This window comes from Streptomyces collinus, from assembly GCF_031348265.1.
In the GTDB taxonomy this organism is placed as follows: Bacteria; Actinomycetota; Actinomycetes; order Streptomycetales; family Streptomycetaceae; genus Streptomyces; species Streptomyces collinus.
The window spans coordinates 970,936-988,563 of the sequence record NZ_CP133771.1; the positions used below are offsets into that span (position 1 = coordinate 970,936).

Annotated in this window: 15 protein-coding genes; 2 read left to right on the forward strand and 13 right to left on the reverse strand. The window is 71.5% G+C overall.

Features of this window, described 5'->3' with window-relative positions:
- Positions 1-19: 19 nt before the first annotated feature.
- From RFN52_RS04335 to RFN52_RS04385, 11 genes are all read right to left on the reverse strand, one after another.
- Positions 20-1,120 carry an ABC transporter ATP-binding protein gene (locus RFN52_RS04335; protein WP_184842546.1) on the reverse strand — a complete coding sequence of 367 codons (1,101 nt, stop codon included), beginning with the start codon at positions 1,118-1,120 and terminating at the stop codon, positions 20-22.
- Between the two features lie 25 nt (positions 1,121-1,145).
- Complete coding sequence (locus tag RFN52_RS04340; protein ID WP_184842549.1) at positions 1,146-2,138, reverse strand: ABC transporter permease; 993 nt, start codon at positions 2,136-2,138, stop codon at positions 1,146-1,148.
- Between the two features lie 74 nt (positions 2,139-2,212).
- Complete coding sequence (locus RFN52_RS04345) at positions 2,213-3,889, reverse strand: ABC transporter substrate-binding protein (RefSeq protein WP_184842552.1); 1,677 nt, start codon at positions 3,887-3,889, stop codon at positions 2,213-2,215.
- Between the two features lie 79 nt (positions 3,890-3,968).
- The gene (locus tag RFN52_RS04350) at positions 3,969-5,000 is read right to left on the reverse strand and encodes an ABC transporter permease (protein WP_184842556.1); all 1,032 of its coding nucleotides are present in this window, start codon (positions 4,998-5,000) and stop codon (positions 3,969-3,971) included.
- Positions 5,001-5,306: 306 nt separating this feature from the next.
- On the reverse strand, positions 5,307-6,350 hold the full coding sequence (locus RFN52_RS04355) for an NUDIX hydrolase (RefSeq protein ID WP_184842559.1): 1,044 nt from the start codon (positions 6,348-6,350) through the stop codon (positions 5,307-5,309).
- 147 nt (positions 6,351-6,497) lie between these two features.
- On the reverse strand, positions 6,498-6,698 hold the full coding sequence (locus RFN52_RS04360) for a hypothetical protein (RefSeq protein ID WP_184842562.1): 201 nt from the start codon (positions 6,696-6,698) through the stop codon (positions 6,498-6,500).
- A gap of 63 nt (positions 6,699-6,761) precedes the next feature.
- Positions 6,762-6,998, reverse strand: coding sequence for a hypothetical protein (locus RFN52_RS04365; protein WP_184842565.1), 237 nt, complete (start codon positions 6,996-6,998; stop codon positions 6,762-6,764).
- A 342-nt stretch (positions 6,999-7,340) separates the two neighbouring features.
- Positions 7,341-9,743, reverse strand: a complete 2,403-nt coding sequence (locus RFN52_RS04370) for an ATP-binding cassette domain-containing protein (protein WP_184842568.1) — start codon at positions 9,741-9,743, stop codon at positions 7,341-7,343.
- Positions 9,744-9,861: 118 nt separating this feature from the next.
- Positions 9,862-10,278, reverse strand: a complete 417-nt coding sequence (locus tag RFN52_RS04375) for a VOC family protein (RefSeq protein WP_184842571.1) — start codon at positions 10,276-10,278, stop codon at positions 9,862-9,864.
- 10 nt (positions 10,279-10,288) lie between these two features.
- A complete protein-coding gene (locus RFN52_RS04380) occupies positions 10,289-10,732 on the reverse strand; it encodes a helix-turn-helix transcriptional regulator (protein ID WP_184842573.1) in 444 nt (147 codons plus the stop codon).
- Between the two features lie 215 nt (positions 10,733-10,947).
- Positions 10,948-11,901, reverse strand: a complete 954-nt coding sequence (locus RFN52_RS04385) for an ROK family protein (protein ID WP_184842576.1) — start codon at positions 11,899-11,901, stop codon at positions 10,948-10,950.
- A 195-nt stretch (positions 11,902-12,096) separates the two neighbouring features.
- Here RFN52_RS04385 and RFN52_RS04390 point away from each other — a divergent pair, with 195 nt between their 5' ends.
- Both RFN52_RS04390 and RFN52_RS04395 read left to right on the forward strand, forming a co-directional pair.
- Positions 12,097-13,161, forward strand: a complete 1,065-nt coding sequence (locus RFN52_RS04390; protein WP_374050150.1) for a LacI family DNA-binding transcriptional regulator — start codon at positions 12,097-12,099, stop codon at positions 13,159-13,161.
- Between the two features lie 7 nt (positions 13,162-13,168).
- Positions 13,169-13,984 carry a hypothetical protein gene (locus RFN52_RS04395; RefSeq protein WP_184842579.1) on the forward strand — a complete coding sequence of 272 codons (816 nt, stop codon included), beginning with the start codon at positions 13,169-13,171 and terminating at the stop codon, positions 13,982-13,984.
- Here the strand turns inward: RFN52_RS04395 and RFN52_RS04400 are convergent.
- Together RFN52_RS04400 and RFN52_RS04405 are read right to left on the reverse strand one after the other, a co-directional pair.
- A complete protein-coding gene (locus RFN52_RS04400; RefSeq protein ID WP_184842581.1) occupies positions 13,930-15,987 on the reverse strand; it encodes a serine/threonine-protein kinase in 2,058 nt (685 codons plus the stop codon). The two genes, RFN52_RS04395 and RFN52_RS04400, sit on opposite strands and share 55 nt — an antisense overlap.
- Positions 15,988-16,142: 155 nt before the next feature.
- Entirely contained in the window at positions 16,143-17,444 is a 1,302-nt protein-coding gene (locus tag RFN52_RS04405) for a DUF6986 family protein (protein WP_184842584.1), read from the reverse strand.
- Between the last annotated feature and the right edge of the window lie 184 nt (positions 17,445-17,628).

A 17,628-nucleotide genomic window follows, 5' to 3' on the forward strand; every position in this document is an offset into this window, starting at 1 on the left:
TCCCTTTCGTCCGCCGCCGTCACTGCGCGGCCCGTGCGGCTGCGGCGCCCCGGTCGTCCGGACCGTCCCCGACGCGGATCTCCTGCTTGGCGTCGTCGCTGAGATGGCACGCGGCGAGGTGCCGTTCGCTGCCGGAGACGAGTCGCAGTTCGGGCCGCTCCGCCGTGCAACGGCCCTGAGACACCCAGCCCTTGTAGGCGCAGCGGGGATGGAAGGCGCAGCCGTCCGGCAGGTTGATCAGGCTCGGCGGGCTGCCGGGGATCGGGTTGAGCCGTTCGCCGACGTCGCCGCTGAGGTGCGGCATCGACTGCAACAGGCCCCAGGTGTACGGGTGCTGGGGGTCCTTGAGGACGTCGCGGGTGGTGCCGTACTCGATGCGTCGGCCGCCGTACATCACCAGGATGTCGTCGGCGACGTCGGCGACCACGCCGAGGTCGTGCGTGATGATGACGACGGCGGAGCCGAACTCCTCCTGGAGGTCGCGGATCAGGTCCAGGATCTGCGCCTGGACGGTGACGTCGAGGGCGGTGGTGGGCTCGTCGGCGATCAGCAGCTCCGGGTCGCACACCAGCGACATGGCGATCATGGCGCGCTGGCGCATGCCGCCGGAGAACTGGTGCGGGTAGTCCCTGACCCGGCGCTCGGGCTGCGGGATGCCGACCCGCTTCAGCATCTCCACCGCGCGGTCCCTGGCCTCCTTCTTGGAGACCTTGTGGTGCACCCGGTATGCCTCGGCGATCTGCGAGCCGACGGTGAAGAAGGGGTGCAGCGCGGACAGCGGGTCCTGGAAGATCATGGAGACCGTGCGTCCGCGCAGGGCGCGCATCCGGGCCTCGGGCAGGGCGACGAGTTCCCTGCCCTCCAGCCAGATCTCGCCGCTGACCTGGGCGCGGGTGCCCTTGTGCAGTCCGAGCAGGGCCAGTGAGGTCACCGACTTGCCGGAGCCGGACTCTCCGACGATGCCGAGGGTCCTGCCCTTCTCCAGGGTGAAGGAGACGCCGTCGACGGACTTGACGAGGCCGTCCTCGGTCGGGAAGTGCACCTTCAGGTCGCGTACGTCGAGGAAGGGTGCGGTCGCGGGTGCGACGTCCGCGGGCTGCGGTGAGGTCTGAACGGACACGGTGTTCCTAAGGACGAAGAAGGGCTCAGGCGAGGCGTACGCGCGGGTCGACGAGGCCGTACACGAGGTCGACGACGACGTTGGCGAGGACGACGAACGTCGCGGCGAAGAGCGTGGTGCCGAGGATGACCGGCAGGTCGGAGTTCTGCACGGAGTCGACCGCGAGTTTGCCGATGCCGTTGATGCCGAACACCGACTCGGTGATGACCGCGGAGCCGCCGATCAGGGAGCCGACATCCATGCCGAAGATGGTGATGATGGGGGTGATGGCGGCCCGCAGGCCGTGCTTGAGGACGACGGTGGCGGCCGGCAGGCCCTTGGCGCGGGCGGTGCGCATGTAGTCCTCGGCGAAGACCTCCAGCATGGAGGAGCGGGTGAGCCGGGTGTACATCGCGAGGTAGACGATGACGAGGGTGGTCCACGGCAGGATCAGGCCCTTGAACCAGCCGGCCGGGTCCTCGGTGATCGAGGTGTAGCCGGAGGTCGGCAGGATCTGGAACTTGTCGACGAAGAGGTACAGCAGGAGCAGGCCGATGAAGTAGATCTGCACCGACACGCCGAACAGGGCGAGTCCCACCGCCGCCTTGTCGGCGGCCCTGCCCCGGCGCACCGCCGCGACGGTGCCGAGGCCGACGCCCAGGACCAGGAAGGCCACCGCGGCGCCGAGACCGAGGGAGAGATCCGCCGGGAAGTCCGACAGCAGGGTGGTCAGGACGGGGGTGTCGGTCTGGAAGGAGACGCCGAGACAGGGCGCGCCGCAGTGGATGCGCACGCTCTGGTCGCCGAAGTCACGGCCGGCGAACAGTCCCTTGAGGAACTCCCAGTACTGGGTCAGGTAGCTCTGGTCCAGGCCCAGCGAGTGCTTGATCTCCGCGAGGCGCGAGGGCGAGCAGGTCTTTCCGCAGGCCAGGAGTGCGGGGTCGGACGGCAGCGCGAAGAAGATGAAGAAGGTGATCGTGGTGATCACCAGCATGATCAGGGCCGCTGCCAGCAGGCGTCTGATGAGGTAACGAAACATGGGGTGCCGGGACCTGACGTGAGTGGGATGCCCGCCGGCGGCCGGGACCGCCGGCGGGGTCTAGAGGAAAGGCGTCAGTGCTTGACGTAGACGTGGACCAGGCTCGGCTCGGCCACGATCGAGTCGGGGATGACCCCGCCGACCTTGGAGCCGGACATCTCGCTGAAGTTCATGTACATCAGCGGGACCACGGCGGCGTCCTTCAGGATCTGCTGGTCCATCTGGCCGTAGGTGGCGTTGCGCTGCTTGACGTCGGCCGTCTTGGCGGCCTTGTCGATCAGCGCGTTGACCTTCGGGTCGTTCAGGTAGGACAGGTCCTGGTTGGCCTGCGGGTTCTTCTTGATCAGCCGGCCGTCGAAGAGGGTGGGCAGCACGGTGGAGGCGTTCGGCCAGTCGGCGATCCAGTCGCCCCAGGTCAGGTCGTACTGGTTCTTGGTGTTGTTGATGGTGCTGAAGTAGCTCGCCGCGTCGATCGGAGTGATGTTCACCGTGATGCCGATGCGCTCCAGCGCGGTCTTCACCGCATCGGCGAAGTGCTCCTCGGTGGGGGTGTTCTCCACCGCGATCGACATGGTCGGCTTCGGGTTGCCCGCCTGCTTCATCAGCTCCTTGGCCTTGGCCAGGTTGCCCGCCGGGTTGGCGCTGTACAGGTTGAACTTCTTGTAGCCGCCGATGCCGGGGCTCAGCATGGTGGTGGCGTAGTCGCCGTAGGCGGAGCCGCCGAAGGCGCCGCGGACCGTGGTCTTGTCGATGGCGTACTCGATCGCCTGACGGACCTTCAGGTTCTTGACGCGGGTGGTGTTGATGGCCAGGTAGTTGATACCGGGGGCGGGGATCTTGTAGTAACGGCTCTTCAGCGAGGGGTCGTTGGCCAGCTGGGCCAGGTCCGAGCCCGCGATCGGCCACTGCTGGATCGACGTCTGGGCGGTGCCCGCGTCGGCCTTGATCTGCTGGTCGATGGCCGACTCGTCCTGGCCGAACCGGACGTTCATGCCGTCGACGTTCTGCTGCCGGATCGGGTCGGTCGCCTGCGACCAGTGGGTGTTCCTGGCGAGGACCAGTTCCTTGTTCTTGGTGTACGACTTGATCATGTACGGGCCGTCGGACCATACATGGGTGTCGTAGGTCGAGCCGGTGTCATGGGACTTGGGCACGGCCGACCAGCCGGGCATCGTGGTGGTCTCGTTGAAGTCCGCCACCGGCTGGTTCAGATGGAAGACGATGGTGTACTTGTCCGGCGTCTGGATGGAGCCCAGTTCCTTGCCCTTGTAGGGGCCCTTGTAGTCGGAGCCGCCGACGAGCCACTGGGCCGCGTAGGGCGGGCCGCCGTTGATGTCGGAGGAGAAGAACCGCTCGACGCCGTACTTGACGTCGGGTGCGGTGACCTCGGTGCCGTCCTGGTATTTGACGCCGTGCCGGAGGTGGAAGGTCCAGACGGTGGCGCCCTTGGACGGCGTTCCGGTGTCGGTGGCGAGGTCGCCGACCAGCTTGGGGGCCGATCCCGTCTCGTCCCAGCCGGTCAGGGTGCGGACGATCTCCTGGTCCATGCTCTGACCCTCGGTCGTGTAGACGCGCTGGGGGTCGAGGTGGTCGAAGTCCGCCTTGTCGAGGATGGTCAGCGTGCCGCCCTTGCCGGGGGCGCCGCCGGCGCTGCTGCCGGAGGACCCTCCGCATGCGGTGGCCCCCAGGGCGATCATCACGGCTGAGGCCGTGAGAGCGACCGTGCGCGATCTGCGCGTGCTGCGCGTCATTGAGGAAACTCCGTTTCTTGCTACGGGCTCGGCGGCCGTTCGTGGGGCCGTCGGGCCGATACTCGGGGGGTGGCTCGGTTCAGCCGCGCCGGGCGCGGGGGTCCAGGGCGTCCCGGACGCCGTCCCCCAGGAGGTTGAGCGCCAGGACCAGGACCAGGAGCAGGACACCGGGCACGAAGAGGTACATCGGGTCCTGAAGGAAGAACTGGGAGGCGTCCGACAGCAGGGCGCCCCAGTCGGGGTTGGGCGGGATGACGCCGACGCCCAGGTAGGACAGGGCCGCCTCGGTGGTGATGTTCTGCGGGACGGCGAGCGCGAAGGAGATGAGGATCGGCGCCCACAGGTTGGGCAGCAGCTGCCGGAAGAGGATGTGCCGGCGGCCGGCGCTCATCAGGCGCGCCGCGTCGACGAACTCCCGCTCGCGCAGGGACAGTACCTGTCCGCGCACCAGGCGGGCGGTGTACGCCCAGGCGAAGACGGCGATGTTGAGGACCAGGACGAGCAGCCGGAGGTTCTCGTCGGTGCCGCCGTGGGTGTTGGTCTGCAGCGCGTTCTGGATCACCGGGGTGAGCGCGATGATGAACAGCAGCTGCGGGAACGCCAGCATCACGTCCATGATCCGCGAGAGCAGGGAGTCGACCCAGCCGCCGAAGTAGCCGGCGGCGAGCCCGGCGACGACACCGACCGCGGTGGACAGCACGGCCGAGGCGAATCCCACGTAGAGGGAGGTGCGCAGGCCGTAGACGATGCGGGCGAACAGGTCGTAGCCGGTGCCCGGTTCGACGCCGAGCAGATGCTGGGCGCTGACGCCGCCCAGCGATCCGTAGGGGAAGTTGCCCGTGTCCGGATTGATCGCCTTGTTGTCGGGGGTGATCGGCCCCCAGCCGGTCAGTGCGGTGAGCACGGGCGCGAGGAGCGCGATCGCGATGAACAGGAGGGTGACCGCCAGGGCGGCCGTGGTGACCTTGTCCCGCCTGATCCGCCGCCAGGCCATCCGGGCCGGTGAGCGGCCGGCGACAACCGTGCCGCCGGGTCTGGAGTCCTGCGTCGACGGCTCGGTCAGCAGTGTGGTGCCGCCACCGGTGTCGACCGGCTGGTGTTGCGTGGTCATCGTACGGACATCCCGGATCTGCCCCTGAGGCAAGGAAATTGGGTGGCGGTCGTTGCTTCCGCCGTGAGACTCTGCGGACTTTCGCAACGGCGTGCGAGTCCGGTCAAGCCGCGCAGGGGCGAGAAAAGGGATTGTTTGCGGTCATGGAAAAGTGTTGACGAGAGCAGGGAATGTGATTACCCGCCGCGTGAATCTTTGCGGGAGATTCCTTGGGCAGTGATTGGCCGTGGCTCCTGCGGTGTTTCCTTTTGCTTTTCCCTCGGAATCCCCCGTGCCGGGTAAAGGGCGCGGGCGGCGAGCCCGGCGTCAGCCGACCGGCACCCCGGCCTCCAGATAGAGCGCCGCTCCGCGTTCGCGTGCCCTCAGGGCCCAGTGCAGCCGCTCGTAGCGCACCGGGGGCAGCAGCTCTGCGGCCTCCTCCTCGGTGACGAAGCGCCAGGCGCGCAGCTCCGGGCCGGGCAGCAGCAGTCGCCCCGCCTCGGCGGAGTCGAGGAGGCCGCCGTCGAAGAGGAGGCGCAGACCGCCGTAGCCGGGGGGCGCGGGGCGCTCCCAGTCGACGACGAGCAGGCCCGGCACCTCGTCGAGGCTGATGCCGGTCTCCTCGGCGACCTCGCGCATCCCGGCGCGTGCGGGCGCCTCACCGGGCTCGACGACGCCGCCGGGGAACTCCCAGCCGGCCTTGTAGGTGGGGTCGACGAGCAGCACCCGGTCCTGCTCGTCGAAGAGGAGCACTCCGGCGGCGACGGTCTCGGCGGTGGGCTCGGGCGTCTGCACGATGTCGCAGACGGGCACGGAACCGCTGGTGACGGCCTCGGCGATCCGTACGGCCGTCTCGTACGGCGTCAGATCGCTGGTGTCGACCGGGTGGGCGTCGGCGGTGAGCCAGGAGGCGAGGGCGGCCCGGTACGGCTCGATGTGGTCGTAGGACCACTGGCGTATTCGCAGGTCGCCGTCGGGCAGGTCCCGCGGGACCTCACGGCCCGCTATCCGCTCCCGCAGTATCGTTTCGGCCGGTGCCAGCAGGATGTGGCTGACCGGAATCCTGCGCGCTGCCAGGCCGCCGAAGATCTCGTCGCGGTACTCCTGGCGCAGCAGGGTCATGGGGACGACGAGGGTCCCGCCCAGCTCGGCGAGCATCGCGGCCGCCGTGTCGATCACCAGCCGTCGCCAGATCGGCAGGTCCTGGAAGTCGCCGGCCTCGGCGAGGTGTTTCGGTGGCAGCAGGTGGGTGAGCGCGCCGCCGACGACCTCCGGGTCGAAGAGCGTGCTGTTCGGGATCAGTTCGATCAGTTCCCGTGCGGTGGTGGTCTTCCCCGCACCGAACGCGCCGTTGATCCAGACGACGGTCACAGGTCCCCCTCTTCTGTTGGCCCCCTGAGGCTTGCCCGCTCCACCCTGCCACGGAAACCAGCCGCAGTTGAGGGCGCACATGACGACGGCGCCGGCGCCCCCTCACGCGGGGGTGCCGGCGCCGTGGCTGCGGTGCCGTGCGGCTCGTCAGCCCTTCTTCTTCGCCTGGGTGCCGTCCTCCCGGTCCAGGGACAGGCTGTCCTTGGCGACGGTCTCGTCGAGGGTCTTGAGGGTCTCGTCGACGTTCAGGGTGCGGAGGCCGTCCCCGAGGGCGTGGGACGGGGTGACCGCCGCGACGACGAAGCCGGTGGCGAGGGAGGCGATGGCGAGCATGCTGCGCTTCTTCATGCCGACTCAACTGCCGGACCCGCTCCGGGGTCACGCAACCGCGTACGACCGGGCGAAGCGGCTTCACGCGGAGTCGCCGTCCTGGCCGGCTCCCCACGTGCCGGGTCCGCCGCCGCGCCACTCGATCAGCCCCGTGGCCGCCACGTACGCCGCGTCCGCGTCCTCGATCCCGGCCCGCCGCAGGAACTCCGCCACGTCGAGCGGCCCGTAGGCGATGCCGAGGAACTGGCCGTCCACACGGACCCGCCGGCCGCCGTCCGCGGCGGGCGGGTAGACCACGACGGGCTTCTCGGACGCCATGGCACCAGAGTGCGCGGGGACGGCACCGGCCGCGCGCCGGGATGGGCCGTTCAGCCGCCCCTCCGCGACTGCCGAGGGGCGGCTACGGCCACCGGTGCCGGGACCACCGGCGGCTCCCGTCGGCCGGGGCCGGGAACGGCCTCGGCCCGACAGCACCAGCAAAAGCTCCGGCCCACCGGGACCAGGAACGACCTCGGCCCGACGGCACCGGCAAAACCACCGGCCCGCCAGGACCACGAACGACCTCAGCCCGACGGCACCAGCGCATGCTTCGGCCCGCCGGGACCAGGAACGGCTCCGGCTGGCCGAGACCGCCGCGCCGGCGGCACCGTTCCGCCGGCGTCAGGCGCCAACGTAGGCCGCCAGGTGCTCCCCGGTCAGGGTGGAACGGGCCTCGACGAGGTCGGCCGGGGTGCCCTCGAAGACGACCCGGCCGCCGTCGTGACCCGCGCCGGGGCCGAGGTCGATGATCCAGTCGGCGTGCGCCATGACCGCCTGGTGGTGCTCGATCACGATGACCGACTTGCCGGAGTCGACGAGCCGGTCGAGCAGGCCGAGCAGCTGCTCCACGTCCGCCAGGTGGAGACCGGTGGTCGGCTCGTCGAGGACGTACACGCCGCCCTTCTCCCCCATGTGCGTGGCCAGCTTGAGCCGCTGCCGCTCGCCGCCGGACAGCGTGGTGAGCGGCTGCCCGAGGGTGAGGTAGCCGAGCCCGACGTCCGCGAGCCGCTCCAGGATCCTGTGCGCGGCGGGCGTGCGGGCCTCTCCGCTGCCGAAGAACTCCTCGGCCTCGGCCACCGGCATCGCCAGCACCTCGCTGATGTCGCGGCCGCCGAGGCGGTACTCCAGCACCGACGCCTCGAACCGCCGGCCCTCGCACTCCTCGCACGGCGTGGCGACGCTCTGCATGATCGCGAGGTCGGTGTAGATGACACCGGCGCCGTTGCAGGTGGGGCAGGCCCCCTCGGAGTTGGCGCTGAACAGCGCCGGCTTGACCCCGTTGGCCTTGGCGAAGGCCTTGCGGATCGGGTCGGCCAGACCGGTGTAGGTCGCCGGGTTGCTGCGCCGGGAGCCGCGGATCGGGGTCTGGTCGATCGCCACCACGCCCTCGGCATCGGCCTGCCGGGCCATCGAGCCGTGCACGAGCGAGCTCTTGCCGGAGCCGGCGACGCCGGTCACGACGGTGAGGACGCCGAGCGGGATGTCGACGTCGACGCTGTGCAGGTTGTTCGCCGAGGCACCCCGGACCTCCAGCGCACCGGTGGGCTTGCGGACCGTCGCCTTGATCTTGGCCCGGTCGTCGAGGTGGCGGCCGGTGACGGTGTCGCTGCCGCGCAGCCCGTCCAGGGTTCCCTCGAAGCAGACGGTGCCGCCCGCCCTGCCGGCGCCGGGGCCGAGGTCCACGACGTGGTCGGCGATGGCGATCGTCTCCGGCTTGTGCTCCACCACCAGCACGGTGTTGCCCTTGTCGCGCAGGCGCAGGAGCAGGTTGTTCATCCGCTGGATGTCATGGGGGTGCAGGCCGATGGACGGCTCGTCGAAGACGTAGGTGACGTCGGTGAGTGAGGAGCCGAGGTGGCGGATCATCTTGGTGCGCTGCGCCTCGCCGCCGGAGAGCGTGCCCGAGGCCCGGTCGAGGGAGAGGTAGCCGAGGCCGATCTCCACGAACGAGTCCAGGGTGTGCTGGAGCTTGGTCAGCAGCGGCGCCACCGACGGCTCCTCCAGCCCCCGGACCCACTCCGCCAGGTCACGGATCTCCATCGCGCAGGCGTCGGCGATGCTGACCTTGCCGATCTTCGAGGAGCGGGCGAGCTCGCTGAGCCGCGTGCCGTCGCAGTCGGGGCACCGGGTGAAGGTGACCGCCCGGTCCACGAAGGCCCGGATGTGCGGCTGCATCGACTCGCGGTCCTTGGAGAGGAAGGTCTTCTGGATCTTCGGGATCAGCCCCTCGTAGGTGAGGTTGACGCCGTTGACCTTCACCTTGACCGGTTCGCGGTACAGGAAGTCGTGCCGCTCCTTCTTGGTGTACTGCCGGATCGGCTTGTCCTTGTCGAAGAAGCCCGACTCGGCGATGATCCGCACCACCCAGCCGTCCCCGGTGTAGGTGGGGATCGTGAACGGGTCCTCGGAGAGCGACTTGGAGTCGTCGTAGAGCTGGGTGAGGTCGATGTCGGAGACGGTGCCCCGGCCCTCGCAGTGCGTGCACATGCCGCCGGTGCGGCTGAAGGACACCTTCTCGGTCTTGGTCTTGTCGGCACCGCGGTCCACGGTGAAGCCGCCGCTCGCGGAGACCGAGGCGGTGTTGAAGGAGAACGCGCCGGGCGGGCCGACGTGGGGCGTGCCGAGCCGGCTGAAGAGGATCCGCAGCATGGCGTTGGCGTCGGTGGCGGTGCCGACGGTGGAGCGGGGGTCGGAACCCATGCGCTGCTGGTCGACGGCGATCGCGGTCGTCAGCCCGTCCAGCACGTCGACCTCGGGCCGGGCCAGGTTCGGCATGAACCCCTGAAGGAAGGCGCTGTAGGTCTCGTTGATCAGCCGCTGCGACTCCGCCGCGATCGTGTCGAACACCAGCGAGCTCTTGCCCGAACCGGAGACACCGGTGAACACCGTGAGCCGGCGCTTGGGGATCTCGATGCTGACGTCCCTGAGGTTGTTCTCGCGCGCGCCGTGCACGCGGATCACGTCATGGCTGTCGGCGACGTGCGGCCCGGGCGACTGTCTGTCCGTCGTCTTGGCCTTGCTCATGGTGTCTCCATCTGCCGGGCGGCGCTGCCGCGTTCGGGCGATCTCGGCCCCCCGCGCCGCTCCCGGGGGCGGCGGGGGGGGAAGTGCGGTGCCGGGGGGAAGTGCGGTGCTGGGGCTGTTACGACGCCTTGATCTGCTGGATGCGGACCATGTTGCCCGCGGGGTCGCGGAAGGCGCAGTCGCGGACGCCGTAGGGCTGGTCCACCGGCTCCTGGACCACCTCGGCGTCGCCCGCCTGCACCCGCTCGAAGGTGCCGTCGACGTCGGTGGTGGCCAGGACGATGCTGGCGTAGGTGCCCTTGGCCATCATCTCGGTGATGGTGCGGCGCTCGTCCTCGGTGATGCCGGGGTCGGCGGCCGGCGGGTGCAGCACGATGTTCGTGCCGGGCTGGCCGACGGGGCCGACCGTGATCCAGCGCATGCCCTCGTATCCGACGTCGTTTCTGACCTCGAAGCCGAGGGTGTCGCGGTAGAACGCCAGGGCGGCGTCCGGGTCGTCGTGCGGAAGGAAGCTGGCGTGAATGTGAAGGTCCATGGCCATCACGCTAGTTTCGGCTCGCGGCGGGCGCTTCTCGATTCCTGACCGGTCTGGTCACCTGCTTCGACACGCACGACGGAATGCCGGCCGTCGCGCGCGCCGCCTCGCGCCGATAGGCACTGGGCGGCATACCGACCAGCTCGGTGAAGCGGGTGCTGAAGGTGCCCAGCGATGCGCAGCCGACCTCGAAGCACACCTCGGTGACGCTCAGGTCGCCCCGGCGCAGCAGCGCCATGGCGCGTTCGATGCGCCGCGTCATGAGGTAGCTGTACGGAGACTCCCCGTACGCCTGCCGGAACGCGCGGCTCAGGTGCCCCGCCGACATGTGCACGCCCCGGGCGAGCGCCTCGACGTCCAGAGGCTTCGCGTACTCCCGGTCGATCCGGTCCTTGACACGGCGCAGCCGGGCGAGGTCACGCAGGTGCTGCGCCGAGGCGGGTCTGCTGCTCACAAGCGCGATCGTGCCACATCGCACGCACGTGCGGTCGATTTCCGGCGATCCGGAACGGACTGGTCCGTATCACCCCGGAGCCACCGTCGGCCCCACACCGGTCCGTACCACCTCTACACGGGTCCGTAGCACCCGGAGTCACCGTCGACGTCCGCACCGGCCCGCGTCACGCCACCCCAGACTGAACGTTCCTGCCCCCTCCGCCGGATCCGTCCTCACACCCCGGCCGCCGCCGCGTCCGTCCGCTTCGCCAGCGCTGCCGCCGCCGCGCCCACCAGCCCGGCGTCGGTCCCCATCTGCGCCGGCGCCACCGTCAGGTGCCGGACGAAGGACAGCGTCGCGTAGGTGCTCAGCGCCTTGCGCAGGGGCTCGAAGAGGACGTCGCCCGCCTTGCCCACGCCCCCGCCGATCACGGCGATGTCGATCTCCACGAGCGTCGCGGTCGCCGCGATCCCGGCGGCCAGGGCCTGGGCGGCGCGCTCGAAGGAGGCGACGGCGACCGGGTCGCCGGCGCGGGCGGCGGCCGCCACCGCGGCGGCCGACGTGTCCCCGTCGGCACCCGGCCGCCAGCCGTTCTCCAGAGCGCGCCGGGCGATGTTGGGACCGCTCGCGATGCGCTCCACGCAGCCGTGCGAACCGCACGGGCACAGATCGCCGTCGAGGTCGACGCTGATGTGACCGATGTGGCCCGCGTTGCCGGTCGGCCCGGGGTGCAGCCGGCCTCCGAGCACGAGGCCGCCGCCGACGCCCGTGGAGACGACCATGCACAGCGCGTTGTCGTGACCGCGGGCGGCGCCCTGCCAGTGCTCGGCCGCCGTGATCGCCACACCGTCGCCGATCAGCTCGACGGGCAGGTTCCCCGCGGCGGCCCGCACCCGGGCGACGAGCGGGAAGTCGCGCCAGCCGGGCACGTTCACCGGGCTCACCGTGCCCGCGGAGGCGTCCACGGGCCCGGCGCTGCCGATCCCCACGCCCGAGGCACGCCCCCACAGCGGCGACGCGGTGAGCTCGGCCAGCACCTCCTCAACGGCCCGCATCACGGTGTCGCCGTTCTCCCGGGCGGGCGTCGGCCGCTGGGCGCGGACCAGGATCCGGCCGTGGCCGTCCACCAGAGCGCCGGCGATCTTGGTGCCGCCGATGTCGAGCGCGGCCACGAGGTCGGTGTACATCAGAGTCGGATCTCCCCGTCGGGCATGAGAAAAACGCCGAGAACAGCCATCAAGCAGGGCAAGCAGCGGCCCGGTCCCGCGAGGGTGCGCGGGGCCGGAGATTGCGGTGGACAGTCTCCCCCGAGCCTGACAACGTTGTCCAGGCTCTATGCTCGACGCCACATCCTCATACAAACCCAGGATCGACGCACCCCCGTGGACGACAGGACAGGACTGGACACCGTGGCCCCTCCCCCCCTCCGATCCGCAGCGCGCTACGGCACCCGGCCGACCATGAAGGACGTAGCGGCACGCGCCGGAGTAGGCCTCAAGACGGTCTCCCGCGTCGTGAACGGGGAACCGGGGGTCACCCCGGAGACGGAGCGGCGGGTCCAGGAGGCGATCGACGCCCTCGGCTTCCGCCGCAACGACAGCGCGCGGGTGCTGCGCAAGGGCCGTACGGCGAGTATCGGCCTGGTCCTGGAGGACCTCGCGGACCCGTTCTACGGACCGCTGAGCCGGTCGGTCGAGGAGGTGGCCCGCGCGCACGGCGCCCTGCTGATCAACGGCTCCAGCGCGGAGGACCCCGAGCGCGAGCAGGAACTGGTGCTGGCCCTGTGCGCGCGGCGGGTGGACGGGCTGGTGGTGATCCCGGCCGGGGACGACCACCGGTATCTGGAGCCCGAGCTCAAGGCGGGTGTCGCCACGGTGTTCGTGGACCGGCCCGCCGGGCACATCGACGCCGACGTCGTCCTGTCGGACAACTACGGCGGCGCCCGGGGCGGCGTCGCCCACCTCATCGCGCACGGACACCGCCGGATCGGCTTCATCGGCGACATGCCCCGCATCCACACCGCCGCCGAGCGGCTGCGCGGCTACCGGGCCGCGATGGAGGACGCGGGCATACCGGTGGCGGGCTCCTGGATGTCCCTGGGCGTCACCGACCCCGAGCGGGTGCGCAGGGCGGCCGAGGAGATGCTGACCGGCCCCGACCCGGTGACGGCGGTCTTCGCCGGCAACAACCGGGTGACGGTCACGGTGATCCGGGTGCTCGCCGAGCAGGCCCGCCGCGTCGCCCTGGTCGGTTTCGACGACATCGAGCTCGCCGACCTGCTCCAGCCGGGCGTCACGGTCGTCGCCCAGGACGCGGCGGACATCGGCCGCACCGCGGCGGAACGTCTCTTCCGGCAGCTGGACGGCACCCTGGCCACCCCCGAGCGCATCGAGCTGCCGACCCGGCTGATCACCCGCGGCTCGGGCGAGATCCCCCCGGCGGACTGAGCGGCCGATGGACGACGCCACCGATCGCACGCTGCGAGCCCTGGGCCTGCACGAGGCGCCTCGCGAGCACCCGCTGCTGTATCCGGGTGCGTGGCCCGCGGAGTCCGGGCTCCTCGCCGGGGACCGCTTCCTGCCGCTGGAGCGGCTGGTGTACGAGGACCGCACGCCGGTCATCGCCATCGGGTCCAACGGCTGCCCGGGACAGCTCCGGCACAAGATGACGGAGTACGGGATCGGGTCGCCGCTGCCGATGGTCAAGGCCCGGGTGACGGGCGTCGACGCCGGCGTCTCGGCGCACGTGAGCCGCATGGGGTACGTGTCGGCCTCCCCGGTCGGCGCCCCGGACACCGTGCGGGAGCTGTTCGTGCTGTGGCTCGACACCGAGCAGCTCGCGGTGATCGACGCGAGCGAGGGCGCGCCGGTGCCGGGCGGCAACTTCGACCGGGCCTGGCTGCCGTCGCCGGACATCCGGATCGACCTCGCGGACGGCACGCGCCTGCCCGGGGCGTACGCCTACGTCAACCGGCACGGCGTCCTCCACGACGGCACGGGCACGCCGCGCACGCACCCGGGTGAGCGGGAGCTGCTGACGGAGCTGCTCGTCGGGCTGCCCCGGCTGCGGGAGCTGTTCGGTGTCGTGCCCGAGGAGTTCTGCGCGCGGGCCCGCGGGGACCGGCGGCTGTGCGAGCGGGGGACGCGGCTGTTCATCGAGGAGAAGCTGGTGACGGCCTCCGGTCTCGAACGGTACGTGGCCGCCTCGGCACGGGCTCAGCAGAGTGGGAGCCCCGGGACCGGCGCGTCGTTGTCACCGCCCTTGATGTAGACGTCGCTGAACCAGACGTCCGTGTTGCCGCTGTCGTCGTCGGTCTTCGCCCACCAGACGTTGGTCCACTCCCCGGAGGTCTCGCGGCGGCCCAGGTTCTGCTGGCAGTAGAAGTAGTTGGTGCCCGCGTTGAGGATGCCGGCCTTGGCGCCGGAGGCGGTGTAGGAGTCGGCGGTCTTCCAGACGTGGCAGTTGTACTTGCCGCCGCCGATGGGGTGGCAGACCGGGGCCGCGGTGGTCGGGCCGTCGGAGGCGGCGCCGTCCGGGGACTCTCCGCCGGTGGCGCCGCTGGTGTCGCCGCCGGTGGGCTTGGCGGGGGCGGAGGTGGTCGCCCGGCCGGTGGGCTCGGGGGCCTTCTTGCCACCGGGCTTCGCGGACGGGTCCGTGCCCTTGTCGTCGCCCTGGGGCGTGGACCTCGGCGCGTTCGAGTCGTCGTCCGCGCCGCCGGGCTCGGAGGACCCGGTGCCGGCACCGGCGGTGCCGGTCCGGGCAGTGGTGTCCTTGCCGCCGGAGTCCCCTGCATCGCCTGAGTCGCCGAGGAGCGCGACCGTGGTCCCGGCGGCGGCGAGCACGACGGTGACGGCCGTGGCGGCGAGCAGCACGCGCGCCTTGCGCCGGGGCGTGGCACGGCCAGCGTTCGCCGGGGCGGTGGCGGCGGAGGCACCGGGGGCGGTGCTGCCGGGATCGAGCGGACCGAAGCCCTGGGGGCCGGCGTCCGGGCCCTGCGGGCCTGGGCCCGGAGGCGGGGCATGACCGCGTCCAGGGGCCTGCGGGCCGATGCCTTGCGGCGCCGGGTGGCCGTGCGGCGTCGCGTGACCCTGCGGCGTCGCGTGACCGGGGCCGGTGGGCTCCGGACCGCCGGGGTCGGTGGGCTCCGAACAGCCAGAGCCGGTGGCCCCCGGACCGCCAGAGCCGGTGGGCCCCGAACCGCCGGCCCCCGCCACCCCCGCGCCTCCCGCCACCCCCGCGGCTCCGAACGCGGCCGCCGTGCCGGAGCCCGGCGTGTTCGTGCCCTCGTGAGGTCCGGCGGCGCTGGGCCGCGGGGGCCCGAACCCGGGCGGTACCGAGGGAACGCTGCGTTCCGTCTCGGCGCGTGGAGGCGGAGCCGCGGGGCTTCGCAGCGAAGAGGTCGGCGTGTCCGTGCCGCCCGTGTCCGCGACCGTCTGGAGCAGTTCGCGGGCCTGGTCGGCCTCCGGGCGGGACTCGGGGCGCTTGTCCATCAGCCGCTGGAGGACGGGAGCGAGGGAACCGGCGAGACGGGGCTCCGGCAGCGGCTCGGTGACGATCGCGGTGAGCGTGGAGAACGTGGCCGTGCGGCGGAAGGGCGAGGAGCCCTCGACGGCCGCGTACAGCGTGGCGCCCAGGGCCCAGATGTCGGAGGCGGGACCGGGGTCGGCGCCCTGCGCGCGTTCCGGGGCGAGATAGTCGAGGGAGCCGACGAGTTCGCCGCTGCGGGTGAGATGCGTGGCCGAGCCGTCCCCCGGGTCCTCCATCGTGGCGATGCCGAAGTCGGTGAGGACGACCCGGCCCGAGCGGTCGAGCAGGATGTTGCCCGGCTTCACGTCCCGGTGCAGGACGCCGGCGCGGTGGGCGGCTGCCAGGGCGTCCATGACCTTCGCGCCGATGCCGGCGGCCTCGCCCGGGGCCAGCGTGCCGCGCTCGCGCAGGACGTCGTCCAGGGACGGCCCGTCGACCAGTTCCATGACGATGATCGGGCGGCCGTCGACCTGGGCGATGTCGTGCACGGAGATGACGCCGGGGTGGCGCACCCGGGCCGCCGCACGCGCCTCGCGCCGCATCCGCAGCTGCAGATCCGCCAGTTCGGGACCGGCCGCGTCGGTGTAGGTGCGCAGCTCCTTGACCGCGACCTCACGGCCGAGGACCTCGTCGACGGCCTTCCAGACGACGCCCATGCCGCCGCGCCCCAGCGCCGCCGTGACGCGATAGCGGCCGGCCAGCAGCCGTCCGGCCCCGTCCGCCTGCCCGTGCTCCCCCGTTGACACCGCTGCCTCGTTCCTGTGGCCCCGCCCGGATGCGCCGACGGCCGACACCGCCAGTGCGTGGCGTACAGACTACGGGTCGGCGGTGACGGCGACGGGCGCCGGCGACGGCTGTGACAGGGCCGGTACGCGCCCGCCGGTCCCCGGGGCGGACGGTGTCAGGCGGACGCCGTCAGGTCACCGCGCCGGGGTGCCGCGAAGGACTCCAGGTCCGCCCGGGTCAGGCCGGCCAGGCGGGCGACCTCGCCGTTGTCCAGGGCGCCGCAGTCCAGGCCGCGCAGCAGGTAGCCGCTGAGGGCCTTGGCGGTGGCGGGTTCGTCCATGACGTCGCCGCCGGTGCGGTTGGCGTAGCGGGACAGGCGGGCGGCGGCCTGCTCGAAGCCCTCGCGGTAGAAGGCGAAGACGGCCGCGTAGCGGGTGGGGATGTGGCCGGGGTGCATGTCCCAGCCCTGATAGTAGGCGCGGGCCAGGGCGCGGCGGGTGAGGCCGTAGTGCAGGCGCCAGGCGTCGTGGACCTTCGCGGTCGGGCCGACCGGCAGGACGTTCGTCGAACCGTCCGAGACGCGCACGCCCGTACCCGCCGCGGCGACCTGCATGACGGCCTTGGCGTGGTCCGCCGCGGGGTGGTCGCCGGCCTGATGGGCGGCGGAGACGCCGAGGCAGGCGCTGTAGTCGAAGGTGCCGTAATGCAGTCCGGTGGCGCGGCCCTCGGCGGCCTGGATCATGCGGGCGACGGTGGCGGTGCCGTCGGCGGCGAGGATGGACTGGCTGGTCTCGATCTGGATCTCGAAGCCGATCCGGCCGGGTTCGAGGCCGTGGGTCTTCTCGAAGGCGTCCAGCAGCCGCGCCATGGCGGTGACCTGCTCGGCGTACGTGACCTTGGGCAGGGTGAGCACCAGCCCGCCGGGCAGGCCGCCGGCCTCCATCAGGCCGGTGAGGAAGATGTCGAGGGTGCGGATGCCCCGGGCGCGGACGGGTGCTTCCATGCACTTCATGCGGATGCCCATGTACGGGGCGGCGGTGCGCTCCGCGTAGGCCTCGGCGATGATCCGGGCGGCGCGGGCGGCGGCCTTGTCCTCCTCGGCGTCGGGGCGGTTGCCGTAGCCGTCCTCGAAGTCGACGCGCAGGTCCTCGATCGGCTCGCGTTCCAGCTTGGCGCGCACGCGCGCGTGGACGGGCTCGGCGAGTTCCTCGGAGAGGCCGAGGACGGCGGCGAAGGCCGCGGCGTCCGGGGCGTGCTCGTCGAGGGCCGCGAGGGCGCGGTCGCCCCAGGAGCGGACGGTGTCGGCGGCGAAGGCGTCGCCGGGGACGTAGACGGTGTGGACGGGCTGGCGGGTGCCGGGGTCTCCGGGGTAGCGGCGCTCCAGCTCGGCGTCGACCGGCGCGAGGGAGGCGCTGATCTCCTCGCTGACGGCGCCCGCGAGGCTGGTCGCCACCTTCTCCTGCTGGCCCTGACCCATTCCGAGACCCTCCTATTTTCCGCTGTACGGAATCAACAATCCGTAGAGCGAAGTTATCGGCCTACCTTCGCCCTGGTCAACACCGTCGTGCGGTGGCATTCCCCATCCTTCACCCTTGATCACCGACGACCCGCCCTCATCTTCCGTATTCAGAAGGCAAGCTTCATCCTGACGTGCAAGGGGA